Origin of the sequence: Crossiella sp. S99.2 (genome assembly GCF_023094165.1) — a bacterium.
Lineage (GTDB): Bacteria > Actinomycetota > Actinomycetes > Mycobacteriales > Pseudonocardiaceae > Crossiella.
The window spans coordinates 924891-938000 of the sequence record NZ_JALMDK010000003.1 but is presented as its reverse complement, the minus strand read 5'-3'; the positions used below and the strand labels follow the sequence as shown (position 1 = coordinate 938000).

Below are 13110 nucleotides of genomic sequence, written 5' to 3'. Positions count from 1 at the left end.
AGATCACACCGCGGGGTTTCGACTTGCACCTGACGTAACTGGAAGGTTTAGCGTCACCGGCATGACGATCACGGTTCTGGACACCTACCCAGCCATCCGGGAGATCCTGCGGTCACCGCAGGCCGACCGCCCGGAGCTGTTGCGCGCCATGCTGACGCCCGCAGCCGGCATGTACCGCTACTTCCCCGGCGAGGTCGACCTGGTCGCCATGCACGCGATGTCCTCGGGCTTCCCGCTCGACCGGGACGAAGCGCGCTGCCTGGACGCACTGGAAACCCTGCACCAGGCCGATGCCTGGGGCCGGATCGAGCGGGCCTTGCACCGGGCCATCGAGGTGCAGCTGGCGGCGACGCCGGTGATCACGGTGCCGGACCTGACCGTGCTCATCGTGCTCGGCGACCCCGGGGACACCCACTTCATGGGCCCGAGCCTGGGTATGAACGCCAATGGCAGCGTGTCCGGGTACATCTTCCTCAACTTCTGGCCGTACCAGGAGAACCTGGACCGGATTGAGGCGACCGCGGTGCACGAGCTGAACCACAACCTGCGCTACAGCCCCGGCGGCGTGGTCTGGGACCCGGCGACGGTGACCGTGGGGGAGCAGATCGTCTCCGAGGGCCTGGCCGATGCCTTCGCCCGCCAGCTCTACGGCGACGAACTCGGCCACACCCGCCTCGGCGTGCCGCACCTGTCCGACGACGCGGTCTTCGCCAAGGTCGGCACCGGCCTGGAGATCACCGGCATGCACAACTTCACCGCCTGGGTGCACGGCGATGAGTTCGCCGCCCGCTACGGCGCGACCCCGGTCGGACTGCCCGCCGGTGCCGGGTACGCGGTGGGCAACCGGCTGGTCGACGCGTATCTGGCCGCCACCGGGCAGACCGCGGCGGCGGCGTTGCTGGCCGATCGCCGCGAGGTGATCGACACCGCGCTCGCCGCCTCGCGGTGAGGCGTGTGGCCGCGGCGCGGCACCGGCGCACCCCGGTGCCGCGCCGAGGGCACACCTGCCGGCCGGACGGGCAGACCGCCGGTCAACTAGACGTTTGCGCAGTTGAGCGGTGCTTTCCTGGCACTCGTGCCGGGCGGGCCAGGCCGCCCACCGAGGAAAGCCGGCCGCCATGACCGTCACCGAGGAACCCGCGCAATCCGACCGCCCCGTCGACCAGACCAGCCTGCTGGCCGGCCTGCGCTGGCCGACCAGGACCAACCCCGGCACCGGCGAGCGCGAACTCCTGGTCGGCGACCAGCTCGGCGCCATCGCCATGCGCGCGGGCCTGGGCGCGGAGACCAACTCGGTGCTGTCCCTGCACATGCTGTCCGTCCCGGTGCTGGGCTGCCCCGGCCGGCCGGAGGAGTGGATCTTCCTCACCGGCCCGGCCGGCACCAGCCTGCGCCTGACCACCCTCGCCGACCTCTCGCGCATGTCGGTCTGCCTGATCCCCCGCCAGACCTGGCTGCCACTGCCACCCGCCGAGGCCCCCGGCCGCGTCCGCTGGGTGGTGCCGCCGGTGCGCGGTCAGACGCTGGCGCCGTGGCTGTCAGTGATCAGCGCGGTCCGGTCGACCTCCTCGGTGACCTCGCACCGGAGGTGAGACCGCCGCCTGACCCCGGCCGCCGGTCAGTTGATGTCGAACTCGTTCCCTTCGGGGTCCCGCATCCCGACCGCGTAGTGGTCGATCCCTTCCTGGAACAGCACGCCGGTGATGGTGGCGCCCAAACCAACCAGGCGGTCGGCTTCGGTGTCCACGCGCTGCTTCCGCGTCTGGATCGGGTCCGACCGGTCGCCGCTGGCGCGGATGTCGATGTGCAGCCGGTTCTTCACCGCCTTCGCATCTTGGACCACCTGGAACCAGATGTCCGGTCCACCGCCGCGCGGGTCGCTGATCCGGTCCACGCCGCCGGTCACTGCCGCTGCCGGTAGCCCCAGGTCGCGGTAGTAGTCGTCCCAGGTGGCGAAACCGGGTGGGGGCGGCGCGAGTTCATAGCCCAGCGCGGCAGCCCAGAAGTGGGCCTGACGGTCCGGATCGGCGCAGTCGATCACCAACTGGTAGCGGACGGACATCGAGACTTCCCTTCCGGTCGCGTGACTTCGTGCCCTATCCTGCCAGTGGTGAGTCACACCCCTGCCGCAATGTAATCGAGCGCGGTTTCCACTGCCGGTTTACGTCAAAGAATGAAGGCTGCTGGCGGCCATATGTTAGCTGATTGTCAGCGGATGATTGCAGGATGAACGAAAGCGGGGGCGATTGTGTGTCGCCCCCGCTTTCTTGTGTTCAATCCTCACTTGCCCTGGCAGGTCAGGACCTTGAACGCGCCGGACTGGGTCTTGGTGTCCACGACCTTGCCGTCCACGATCATCTTGCAGGTCAGCGAGCCGCCCTTCTCGCCGATGGTGGCCATCAGCGTGCCACCCTTGAGCACGCCCTTGACCTCCATCTCCTTCTTCCACGGCAGGGCGGTGACGGTCTCCTGCTTCGGGTTGAGCACCTCGCCGTAGCTGACATCGGCCTCCTTGGCGGTTCCGGTCAGCTCGTACACCGTCTTGGCAGGCCGCTCCCACTCGTTCTTCAGCTCGGTGGCCTTGTCCTGCACCTCGTTGATCGCCTGGCCGGCGATGACCACCCAGGTGACGCACATGCCCAGGCCCACCACGGAGGCGACCAGGCCGGTGATGGCCAGGCCCTTGTTGGTGGCGGTCTTGTTCTTGACCTTGACCAGGCCGATGATGCAGAAGATCACGCCGAGAATGACCAACGGCCAGGCGATCACGCCAACCAGCGGAATCAGGGAGAAGACCAGCCCCACCAGGCCCAGGATGAAACCGGTGAGCCCCAGGCCGTTGCTGGGTTTGGCCGCCACCGGAAGCGGTTGCTGCTGGGCGGGCGGGTGGGGGAACTGCTGGGACACGAACATTTCCTCTCGAAAGGAATCCGCGGAGTGCGGAATTAGTACCCGGCAGACCCTAGGGGTGGTCGAAGGACTTTTCCAGCCGAGGTCGCGGAGAATGCTTACAAATGACTAACACCGGTTGCCAGGGATTGTTCGACCAGGGGCCGCGCCGGTCCTAGGGTGCGATCGCCTGCTCCAGACGGCCGACGGCCCGCTCGGCCCCAGGAAATTCTCGGGTACCGTGCCCGCATGTCTGGCGAAGATCATGTAGTGCGGCCGCGGCAGGTGCTCTGTGTACTGGGCTCGGGCTTGGCACCCGAGGTGGTTCACAACGTCGTGGCCGAGGTCGGGGGACGTGGTTTCAGCGTGGACCCGGAGTACGCACACCCGGCCCACGACCCGCGGATGGACGCGGCGTTTCGCGCCTGCCTGGCCAATGCGACCTTCACCGACACCGACTGGGAAGCGGTGTCAGCGCACGATTCGGTTGCCTACGTGCTGTCGCCGCCGATGACCCCGGCCACCTCGTTCGACCTCTCACAACGGATGCTGGCCGTCACCGCCACGCTACTGCGCTCCGGCGCCACCGCGGTGAAGAGCGAGAGCAGCGGTCTGACCCATGGCCGGGACCGGTGGCTGAGGTTGGCCGACGACGCGGCCGCCGCGCCAGGCCCGGTCACCTTGGCGGACGCCCTCTACCACGCCTGGGTCAAGCGGCCCATCTCCACCGGCGCCCTGTTGTTCAGCTGTGGCATGCACCTGCTGGCCGCGCCGGATGTGGAGGTGGCGGCCGGATCGCCGGCGGAGCCGAACCTCCTGGACGACCGGGTTGCGCTGATCGACGGCCTGGCCAGCTACCTGCTGACCGAGCGGCGTGCCCGGGAAATCCAGGATGGCGAAGGTTTCCGGCTCGCCCCCGGCACGCCACGATGGGTACTGCGGAAACGTCCGTGTCACCGGTACGACGATGATGACTTCTTCTTCAACCCGCAAGGGTACTGGCGCCTCACCCCGGCTGAATCGCCTTGCCTGGCCGAGTAACCGCCAGCCCGCCGGCCGGCTGATCGGCCTCGCCACGCTGCTCGTGCTCGCCGAGCACCCTGCACCCGGCCGCAATTCGCTTGACCTGGCCACCGGACAACGTTCCACTGTGGCCGGACGCCACAGGTCGTGGTGCCGGTATCGCACGGAGGCAGCGGCAACGATGGAAATCCGTTCCACGACCGAGGCGGATCTGGACGTCTTCGTCGACACCGTGCACGCCGCCTTCGGACGCTTCCGGGAAACCCCGGCCGGTGGCGGCGGGCTCTGGTGGTCGGCGCTGGAGCTGGACCGCGCGCTGCTCGCCTCGACCGCGGACGGGCGGCCCATCGGCACCGCCGCCGCGCATTCCTTCGAGCTGACCCTGCCCGGCGCGGTCCTCGCCCCGGCCCCCGGGGTGACCGCCGTCGGCGTGCTGCCCACGCACCGGCGCCAGGGCGTGCTTGGCGCGCTGATGCGGCATCAGCTCACCGAACTGCGGGCGCGCGGGGACTTCCTTTCCGTGCTGCTGTCCTCCGAGGCCGTGATCTACGGCCGGTTCGGCTACGGCCCGGCGACCTACACCCGGCGGCTGACGGTGCAACGCCCCCAGGCCGCCTTCGCGCAGCCTCGCGGCGCGGCCGAGGTCCCGGCGTCCGGCTCGGTCGAGCTGCTGAAGCGGGCCGACTGCGGCCAGATCCTGGAACAGGTCTACGACCGGTACCGCCGTGCCCAGCCCGGCGCGCTGTCCCGGCCGCACCGCTGGTGGGCGCTGGGCGCCGGGCAGCCGCCGATCGTGCCCGCGCCGCGCTACCTCGCCGTGCACCGGGACGCCGACGGTGTCCCGGACGGCTATGCCAGTTACTCCCTCGCCGAGTCCGGCACGCTGACCGTCGATGAGACCATCGCCGTCGACGACACCGTGTTCACCGCCCTGGCCCGGTTCGTGCTCGGCCACGACCTGGTCACCGAGGTCGTGTTCAAGCACTTCCCGCCGGAGCACCCGCTGCGCTGGCAGCTCGCCGACATCCGCGCCGGTGAGCTGGGCAACGACAACGACTGGCTCTGGGTACGGCTGCTGGACATCCCGCGCGCGCTGACCACCCGCGGCTGGTTCGCCGACGGCGAGCTGGTCCTCGACGTGGCGGACCCGTTCCTCGACGAGCACGGCCGCTACCTGCTGACCGTCCGGGACGGCAAGGCCGAGTGCGTCCCGACGGACCGGGAACCCGACCTGTCCCTGGACGTGCGCGATCTGGGCGCGGTCTACCTGGGCGGCACCGCGCCGAGCACGCTGGTGCGGGCCGGGCACATCCGGGCGCACCGTCCGGGCGCGGCCGCGCTGGCAGACCTGCTCTTCCGGGCCGAGCGCACCCCGCACTGCCTGCACTGGTTCTGAGCGCGCGCTCGCCTGCCGCGCCGACCGGAAGCCGGCGAACGCGTTGACCGTCCGGTGCTCCCACCGCAGGGTCAGGTCGTCGGCGGCACCAGCTGGCCCGCGAAACGCCGGTACAGCGGGCTCGACACCACCAGGTCGTCATGTGTGCCCGTGTCCACCACCCGTCCGTCATCGAGCACCACGATCAGATCCGCGTCCCGCACCGTGGAGATCCGGTGCGCGATCACCAGCACGGTGCAGTGCCGCGCCACCTGGCGCACGGTCGCGGCCAGCGCCTCTTCATTGGCCGCGTCCAGCTGTGCGGTCGGTTCGTCCATCAGCAGCAGCGACGGGCGGCACAGCAGGGCGCGGGCGATCGCGACCCGTTGCCGCTGGCCGCCGGAGAGCAGCACGCCGCGGTCGCCGACCTCGCTGTCCAGGCCGTCGGGCAGCTCCTCGACCAGGGTGGTCAGGTTGGTCATCCGCAGCACCTCGGCGATCTCCGCCTCGGTGGCCGCCGGTGCGGCGTAGGTGAGGTTGGAGCGTAGCGAGCCCCACAGGATCGGGGCTTCCTGTTGCACATAGCCGATCTGGCCGCGTAGTTCGCCCAGGCCCATGGTGCTGATGTCGCGCTCGCCCAGCCGGATCGTGCCCGCTTCCGGGTCGTAGAAGCGTTCGACCAGGGCGAAGATGGTGGACTTGCCCGCGCCGGACGGGCCGACCAGCGCGGCCCGGGCGTACGGCGGCACGGTGAAGGAAACCTCGTGCAGGACCGGGCGTTCCTCGGTGTAGCCGAAGGAGACCGCGTCCAGCCGCAGTTCGGCCGCGGCCGGACTGTCCACTGTGGAGTGCCGGGCCGGTTGCTCGTCCGGGGGTTCGGTCTCCAGTGCCAGGGTGTCCTGGATGCGTTGCAGCGCACCGAGTCCGCGCTGCACGGTGGTGGCCGCTTGCAGGATCATGATCAGGGGCATCACCAGCATCATCAGGTAGAGCAGGAAGGCGACCAGTTCGCCGAGTTCCATGGTGCCGTTGGCCACCCTGGCTCCGCCCACGCCCAGTACGAACAGGAAGGATCCGTTGGCGGCCAGGGACATCGTCGGGCCCACCACGGCATCCAGCTTGGCCGCGCGCACCCCGGCCCGGTATGCCTCGTCGGCGCGGGCGCTGATCCGGTCCACCTCGCGCTGCTGGGCGCGGCTGGCCAGCACGGTCCGGAACGCGCCGAGTACCCGGTCCAGGTCCGCGGTCATCGCGCCCACCCGGTCCTGGGCCAGTTCGGAGGCGCGCCGGATGCCCATCAGCGCGAGGCTGACCAGCAGGATCGCCACCGTCACGGTCGCGAGCACCAGCAGGAACATCCGCCAGTCCAGCCACAGCATCAGCGCGACCGACCCGACCAGTCCGACCACGCCGGTGATCGCCTCCACCACACCGGAGGAGACCACCTCGCGCAGCAGGGTGGTGTCCGTGCCGGTCCTGGACAGCAGGTCCCCGGAGCGCAGCCGGTCGTGCTCGCGGACCGGCAGGTGCAGCACCTGGCGGATCAGCCGCTGGCGCACCCCGAACACCATGGCCTCGCCGGTGCGCTGCAACAGGAAGCTCTGCACACCGCTGATCGCCGCCTCGGCCAGGAACAGCGCGACCAGGGCGGCCACCAGCCAGCTGATGTCGCCGCCGATGCCGTTGACCACCCGCATCACCAGCAGTGGCTGCACCAGCGACAGGCCGGCCGCGGCCAGTCCGAGTGTCAGCGCCACCAGCAGCGGTGCGCGTTGCGCGCGCAGGTAGCGCAACAGGTCTCGCGGCCGGGCCCGGGGCCCGTCTTCGACGCCGCCGAACCCCGGGGGCCCGGTGGACCAGTCGAAATCCGAACCGTCGGCGGTCCCTTTCTCCCGGGGGCCGGTCATGCTCACCTCGCGATCGGCTGTGCTGGTCATGGTCAGGTCACCGCCACACCGTGGCGGGCCTGCAGTCCCGGACGGTCCCGGACCAGCAACGGCGTGACCAGCGAGACCGCGTTGAACACCGCGTGGGCGGCCAGTGCGGCGAGCAACCCCAGCTCCACCACCACTACACCCAGCACCGTGCCGACCAGGACAAGTTCACCCATCCGGATCCAGCGCGGGGTGAACGCCGAGCCGCTGTGCATGGTCGCCCACAGCACCGCGGTGACCACCGCGGCCACCAGCGGGCTGCCGGTCAGCCACACCAGCACGGCCACGCCCAGCAGCCGGAACACCACCTCCTCGCTGATCGCGCTCTGCACCGTGACCCCCAGGACGCCGCCGACGCCGACCCCGGCGTGCCGCAGTGAACCCTGGTCCGGCGCCGCGGAGATCCGGGCGATGCCCGCGTTGCGCAGCAGCGCGTAGCCCATGGCCCCCAGGCCCAGCCAGATCAGGCCGATCCAGCTGCCCCACAACAGTTGCCGGAGTGGTTGATCCAGCAACGGCAGGCCGATCCGGTCCGCGACCACCAGGCCGGCCAGTGCCGCGATCACCACCACCGCGGTGGAGACGATCCCGGTGACCGCGGACATCAGCACGTTGACCGTGCGGAAGGCCGACCAGGACAGCCGCCCGTCGTAGGCGTTGACCGCGGAGTTCTCCAGTGCGGCCCGCTCGTTGGCCAGCACCGCCAGCAGCACCGGCCCGGCCAGTGCGAGCACCAGGTACGGGTCGGCCCGGCCGCCCGCGAAGGCCAGGATGGCGACCCCGGTGACCAGGGCGAGCACCGCGCCGAGCAGACCGCCCACACTGGCCAGCGCCTCCCGCTGCTCGGCCCGCTCGACCTCGCGCACGTCCTGCTCGACCACCTCGATCACCGAGTCCACCCGCAGGATCGCGCCGCCCACGGTCTCCGCGCTCAGGTCGATCCGCACATCCGCGCTGGCGGCCCGGAACCGGTGCAGGCTCTCGATATCGCCGTCGGCGCGCTCGAACTCGCCGCGTCCGCTGGACCTGGTCGTGCGCCACAGCGCGCCGTCCGCGCCGTCGAGCCGGGTACGCAGTTCCGGCGCGCTCAGCGTGCTGTCCCCGGCGTGGTCGATGATGTGCTGCCGGACCGGGCCGTCGACGTCGAACAGCAGCACCGCGCCGTCGGCGGAGAGCCCGACCAGGATGCTGCCCGGGGTGCCGGTGTCGTTGCTGAGGAAACGGATCCGCCACGAACCGCGCAGGCCCCAGTCCTGCAGGAAGTCCTGCTGGCGGTCCACTGCACCGGCCTGGTGCAGCTTGTCCACGGTCTCCCCGTCGAACCACAGCGTGGCGAACGCGCGCCAGCCCTCGACGTCCACGCCGCACAGCCGCCGGACCGCGTTCCTGGCCTGCCGCAAGGCATCCTGCCTGCCCGGCAGGCCCCTGGGCGCCACCGCCGGGTAGGCGGTCCGCCGGTACCGCAGGAACAGCCACAGCAGCAGCGGGGCGCTGAGCCCGAACACGATCGCCTCAACCACGGCAGCACCCCGATCCGCCGCACGGCGAGTCCGTGGCGACCGTGGCCGTGGCCAGGGGGCCGGGGCGCAGGCCGAACGGCAGATCAGCGGTCTCCTCCAGCCGGATGTTGCGCACGCAGGCGCAGCCCACCGCCTCGTCCCGGATCGCGGCCAGCCGCCGCGGATCGCCGATCTGGGTCAGCGATTCCGTCCGGATGTCGCCGAAGGACTTCTCCTCCACCTGACACGGGGTGACCAGGCCGTCGGCCCGGATGTGCCAGCTCAGGTAGCCAGGGGTCAGGAACTCCACGTCCAGGCCGGTGGCGGCGAACTCCTGGTCCGGGTCGGCACAGCGGTCCCAGCCGGTCACCTCGATGTCCAGGCCCAGCTTGCCCGCCTGGACGAACTGCTCGGTCACCGCCGCCACCTGCGGCTCGCTGAGCCCGAACTCGGCGGCGTCCCCGCGGCCGACCGGGACGGTGCTCCCGGCGCGGAACAGCCGCGCGCCTGCCTCGGCGACCTGCTCGATCACCGCGCCGACATCGGTGTGGTTGGCCGGGGTGACCGTCATGGCGACGAACACGGTGACCCCGGCCTGGCTCAGCCGCCGGATCGTCTCCAGCGCGCGCCGGTACGAACCGGCCTTGCCGCGCAACAGGTCGTGGTGCTCGGCGCGGCCGTCCACGCTGACCTGGATCCGCACGTTGCCCAGTGCGGCGGCGAAGTCCACCGCGGCATCGGACCAGGCCAGGCCGTTGGTGAAGATGTCCACGTTGTCGATCAGGGCGCTCGCGGTGGCCAGGATCCGCGGGAACTCCGGCACGATGGTCGGCTCGCCGCCGGTCAGGGTGACCGCCGCCGTGCCCGCGGTGGCCAGCCGTTCCAGCACCGCGGTCCAGTCCTCGGCCGAACACTCCACGGCAAAGGGATCGCCTGAGCTGGCGTAGCAGAATGAGCAGCGCAGGTTGCAGCCGTTGGTCAACTGTAGCGACGCATTCAGCGGCAGGTATGCCTCGGTGGACCCGGTCACCCGGATTCCGCCGGCCAATGCGCCGTCCTGCCAGCTTTGGGTGATCGGATGGCTGCCCAGCAGGGCCTCCAGATAGCGCCGGGTGTCCGCCAGTGGTTCCCGGTCCAGTCGGCTGCGCAACCGCGCCAGATCGGCCACCGTGCCGGTGCGCACCAATTGGAGCGCGAGTTCCAGCGCCAGCCCGCTCATTCGCACGTAGTACAGACTGGTGCGATCGACGAAGATGCCGCCGTTCGGTTGCAGATGAATTCCCCAGTTGTCCGGCGGCTCGGTGCTCCGTTCGCGATGCTCCCGATCCGGCTCGGGTGACCGGGCCCCGGCCACGGTGGCTGTCATGGCTACCACGCCCCGTTTCCTTACTCGTGTGCCGTCTGCTGGGTGGCAGGCCACCCAGCAGACGGACGGTTGACGGGTTTGGCGATCAGGCGGCGATCAGCACCGGGTTCGGCTTGCCGCAGGCGCGCACGAACGGCCGGTAGTGCTGACGCCAGCAGAAGATGCAGCCAATCGCCTTCACCATTGGCATGCTCGACGGCTGAGTCGCTGCCTTGGTCAACGTGCTGCTCCGACTCACGTCATTCACCTCCCTCGTGTTTCGTTGTTCCGTCAATCGACGGGCTGGTCGCCCGCCGACTATGTGGAGCGTGGTTATAGGTCAATTGACCGGACTCTGTCGTCGTGAAGATCGAATGGCCGGCTGGTCTTCAGACGGACTGAATCTACGGAAACCAACCAAAGGTGGGACAAAGACCGGCTAATGTCGGTAGCGCCGACGTGCGGCAGGCAGAACGGGGTGCTTGCCTTTCTGGGGGAAGTCATGTCCGAACAGTCGAATCATCAACAAATCGAGTTCCGCGTACTCGGCTCGGTGGAGGTTCTGGGGGCCGGTCGGCTCCGCACACCGAGCGCACCCAAACAACGCGCCGTGCTGGCGCTGCTGATCCTGCAGGCCAACGAGTTCGTCCCGATGAACCGGCTGGTGGAGGACCTGTGGGGGCAGCGGTCACCGGCTCGGGCGGTGGCCGGCCTGCAGGTCTACATCGGCGCGCTGCGCAAGGTGTTGCCGCGCAACGGCACCGAGACCATCGAGACCTGCCCGAACGGCTACCTGCTGCGGGTCCCACCGGATCGGATCGACCTGCACCGCTACCGGCGGCTGGCCACCGAGGGCGACCGCGCACTGGCCGAGGGCCGACCGGAGCGGGCCTCGGCGCTGCTGGACGCGGCACTCGGGCTGTGGCGCGGACCGGCTCTGGCCGACCTCACCAACATCGGCCTGCTCGGCGGGTACGCGGAGTCCCTGGACGCCCACCGCCTCTCCGTCATCGAGCGCCGGATCGACGCGGATCTGAGCCTGGGGCGGCACACCGCGGTCGCGGACGAACTGGAGGGGCTGTGCCAGCGGCACCCGCTGCGCGAGTCGCTGCACCGGCAGCTGATGGTCGCGCACTGGCGCTGCGGACGCCGGGCCGAGGCGCTGGCCACCTACCAGCGGGTCCGCCACACCCTGGTCGACAAGCTCGGGCTGGAGCCCTGTGAGCAACTGCGCGCGGTCCAGGAAGCGGTGCTGCGTGGCACGGAACCGCCCTGAGTACGCCCCAGCTGGTATGCCTGGATGGTGACCGTCGCTGTGCTCGCCGCCCTGTGCCGCGATCCAGGACTGACCGACGCCCAGCTGAGCGGCGCCATCGCCACGGTGGCGGCCGTGGAGCCGCAGCTGCTGACCGAGTTGGCCGGTCGGCCGGATCTGCGGCCACACCACCGTCTCGCGGCCGTCCGTCACGCGCCTGACTACCTGGCCGGACGATTGCTGGAGCTGTGGCCACCCGAGGCCGCGCTGGTGCAGGCGGCTACCGCGGCACACGGGGCATCGGCCGACCTGATCGTCTACTGCGCCACCCACGAGCTGCCGGAACTGGTCGTTCCGCTGGCCACCCAGGTGCACGCCGACCAGGTCAGCTTCGTGGCGACGCGCTGGGCCAACGTGGTCGGCGACCTGCCCGAGGAGATCAGGATCGCCCTGGTCGAGGTGGTGTTGACGGAGACCGAGCCGGTCACCCTCGCCGGCCTGTCCGACTGGGAACGGCGCGAAGCGTTGCAGCGACTCCAGCTGGAACGGGACAAACGCGCCGGTGTGGCGTGGCGGCTGCTCGAACCGGTGCCGGAGCTATGGGAACGGCTGGCCAGCGCGAGCAAGCAGGCCATGCTGATCCGCCGCATCCTGCTGGACCGGCCTGCGGAACTCACCGACGACGTTCTCCTTGCCTGTCTGCCCGAGGTGACTTACGAGCAGCTGGGACACGACGAGTTCACCGCAGGCATCCGCTTGCACCAGGCCGCCGAGATGGTCCGGCGCTGGCCGCGGCTGCGGGAGATCGCCGCCGGTGAGCTGGCCCGGGTGGTCGCCACCGCCATCGCTGACGGCTGGACGCCGAACGGCCGGTACATAGGTCCGTCCTGGCCCGAGCTGGTCGCCCTGGCGGAACTGACCGGCGAAGCCGCGCTGCTGACCGAGGCCGTGGCCGCTATCCGCGATGCCCGGCAGTCCGAGCATGCGCCCCGTGACCGGGAGGCGGCCCAGGAGTGGTCACGTCAGCGAGCCGGGGCGGTCGGGGCGCTGGTCGCCAACCCGGCCACGCCCCGAAGCGAACTGCGCACACTGGTTTCAATGTTGGACGAACCTGGCCTGCTCGCACTCGCGCAAACCGATGACGGCGAGCTGACCGAAGCCTGTCAGGCCCGGCTTGATCGCCTGCGGCAGGAGGCCCGTGCCCGTCAACCCGAACTGGTCCCCGTGCCACCCGATGAGCAGCTGGCCGAACTCGCCGATCCGGCCGCGGAACTCGGCAAGCATCTCCGTCGGCTGCGCGCCAGTGCGGGCCAGCGGGATCTGACCTGTGCCGGTGTGCTCCAGTCGCGGTTCAGCACACCGGAGATCCTGCGGGCGCTGCCCGCTCATCGGGTCCTGGCCAGCGCCGAGCAGGCCGCGCTGGCGGCCGGCATGATCGCGGACGCCTGCCGCGACCAGGAGGCTCGGTGGCGGACTCTGGCCGGGGAGTTGAGCCGGTTGCCTGCCAAGGGCGTGACGTTCGGGGCCTGGCTTGATCGGCTCGCCGGTGCCTGACATCGCGGGGTGACCCCGGACCGGATCTCGCGCGCTGAACAAGGCTGATGCCGCTGGTCAACGAGTGTGCGATCTGGAGCGCCAACTCGCCGACCCCGACCAGGCCCGGCGACGAACCCCGAGGTCCTCGTGACCGACCAGGACGGGCACACCCACAACCAGGTGACGTAGCTGGGCCGACTCAGTGAACCGAGCCGAGTCGCCCATGGGGTCGGTGTCCGGCACATACCGTGGAT

Annotated in this window: 11 protein-coding genes; 6 read left to right on the top strand and 5 right to left on the bottom strand. The window is 70.3% G+C overall.

Annotated features, from left to right (window positions below; all coding sequences use genetic code 11):
- Positions 1–61 precede the first annotated feature (61 nt).
- Positions 62–949, top strand: coding sequence for a DUF2268 domain-containing protein (locus MZC64_RS15520; protein ID WP_247756381.1), 888 nt, complete (start codon positions 62–64; stop codon positions 947–949).
- A 169-nt stretch (positions 950–1118) separates the two neighbouring features.
- Positions 1119–1592 carry a hypothetical protein gene (locus MZC64_RS15515; protein WP_247756383.1) on the top strand — a complete coding sequence of 158 codons (474 nt, stop codon included), beginning with the start codon at positions 1119–1121 and terminating at the stop codon, positions 1590–1592.
- A 26-nt stretch (positions 1593–1618) separates the two neighbouring features.
- On the opposite strand, the gene MZC64_RS15510 is transcribed toward MZC64_RS15515, so the two are convergent.
- Together MZC64_RS15510 and MZC64_RS15505 are read right to left on the bottom strand one after the other, a co-directional pair.
- Positions 1619–2062 carry a VOC family protein gene (locus MZC64_RS15510; protein WP_247756384.1) on the bottom strand — a complete coding sequence of 148 codons (444 nt, stop codon included), beginning with the start codon at positions 2060–2062 and terminating at the stop codon, positions 1619–1621.
- Between the two features lie 218 nt (positions 2063–2280).
- Complete coding sequence (locus MZC64_RS15505; protein WP_374205735.1) at positions 2281–2913, bottom strand: MmpS family transport accessory protein; 633 nt, start codon at positions 2911–2913, stop codon at positions 2281–2283.
- Between the two features lie 312 nt (positions 2914–3225).
- On the opposite strand from MZC64_RS15505, the gene MZC64_RS15500 reads away from it, so the two are divergent.
- On the top strand, positions 3226–3930 hold the full coding sequence (locus MZC64_RS15500; protein WP_247797705.1) for a hypothetical protein: 705 nt from the start codon (positions 3226–3228) through the stop codon (positions 3928–3930).
- A 163-nt stretch (positions 3931–4093) separates the two neighbouring features.
- On the top strand, positions 4094–5308 hold the full coding sequence (locus MZC64_RS15495) for a GNAT family N-acetyltransferase (protein ID WP_247756389.1): 1215 nt from the start codon (positions 4094–4096) through the stop codon (positions 5306–5308).
- Between the two features lie 71 nt (positions 5309–5379).
- On the opposite strand, the gene MZC64_RS15490 is transcribed toward MZC64_RS15495, so the two are convergent.
- Genes MZC64_RS15490 through skfB form a run of 3 tightly spaced genes read right to left on the bottom strand, consistent with a single transcriptional unit; the run spans position 5380 to position 10086 of the window.
- Positions 5380–7224, bottom strand: a complete 1845-nt coding sequence (locus MZC64_RS15490; RefSeq protein WP_247756391.1) for an ABC transporter ATP-binding protein — start codon at positions 7222–7224, stop codon at positions 5380–5382.
- Positions 7225–7226: 2 nt separating this feature from the next.
- Positions 7227–8741, bottom strand: coding sequence for a type II CAAX prenyl endopeptidase Rce1 family protein (locus MZC64_RS48670; RefSeq protein WP_247756392.1), 1515 nt, complete (start codon positions 8739–8741; stop codon positions 7227–7229).
- On the bottom strand, positions 8734–10086 hold the full coding sequence (gene skfB, locus MZC64_RS15480) for a sporulation killing factor system radical SAM maturase (RefSeq protein ID WP_247757421.1): 1353 nt from the start codon (positions 10084–10086) through the stop codon (positions 8734–8736). The genes MZC64_RS48670 and skfB overlap by 8 nt, the downstream gene beginning before the upstream one ends.
- Positions 10087–10618: 532 nt before the next feature.
- On the opposite strand from skfB, the gene MZC64_RS15475 reads away from it, so the two are divergent.
- Positions 10619–11341, top strand: a complete 723-nt coding sequence (locus MZC64_RS15475) for an AfsR/SARP family transcriptional regulator (protein WP_247756396.1) — start codon at positions 10619–10621, stop codon at positions 11339–11341.
- Positions 11342–11365: 24 nt separating this feature from the next.
- Positions 11366–12874: a hypothetical protein gene (locus MZC64_RS15470; RefSeq protein ID WP_247756398.1), complete on the top strand. Its 1509-nt coding sequence runs from the start codon at positions 11366–11368 to the stop codon at positions 12872–12874.
- Positions 12875–13110: the final 236 nt, after the last annotated feature.

Excerpts from the sequence above, each read along its gene's own strand:
- MZC64_RS15490 (WP_247756391.1), bottom strand. The coding sequence starts at position 7,224 with ATGACCAGCACAGCCGATCGCGAGGTGAGCATGACCGGCCCCCGGGAG.
- MZC64_RS15515 (WP_247756383.1), top strand. The coding sequence starts at position 1,119 with ATGACCGTCACCGAGGAACCCGCGCAATCCGACCGCCCCGTCGACCAG.
- MZC64_RS15470 (WP_247756398.1), top strand. The coding sequence starts at position 11,366 with ATGGTGACCGTCGCTGTGCTCGCCGCCCTGTGCCGCGATCCAGGACTG.
- MZC64_RS15520 (WP_247756381.1), top strand. The coding sequence starts at position 62 with ATGACGATCACGGTTCTGGACACCTACCCAGCCATCCGGGAGATCCTG.
- MZC64_RS15495 (WP_247756389.1), top strand. The coding sequence starts at position 4,094 with ATGGAAATCCGTTCCACGACCGAGGCGGATCTGGACGTCTTCGTCGAC.
- MZC64_RS15510 (WP_247756384.1), bottom strand. The coding sequence starts at position 2,062 with ATGTCCGTCCGCTACCAGTTGGTGATCGACTGCGCCGATCCGGACCGT.
- MZC64_RS15505 (WP_374205735.1), bottom strand. The coding sequence starts at position 2,913 with ATGTTCGTGTCCCAGCAGTTCCCCCACCCGCCCGCCCAGCAGCAACCG.
- skfB (WP_247757421.1), bottom strand. The coding sequence starts at position 10,086 with ATGACAGCCACCGTGGCCGGGGCCCGGTCACCCGAGCCGGATCGGGAG.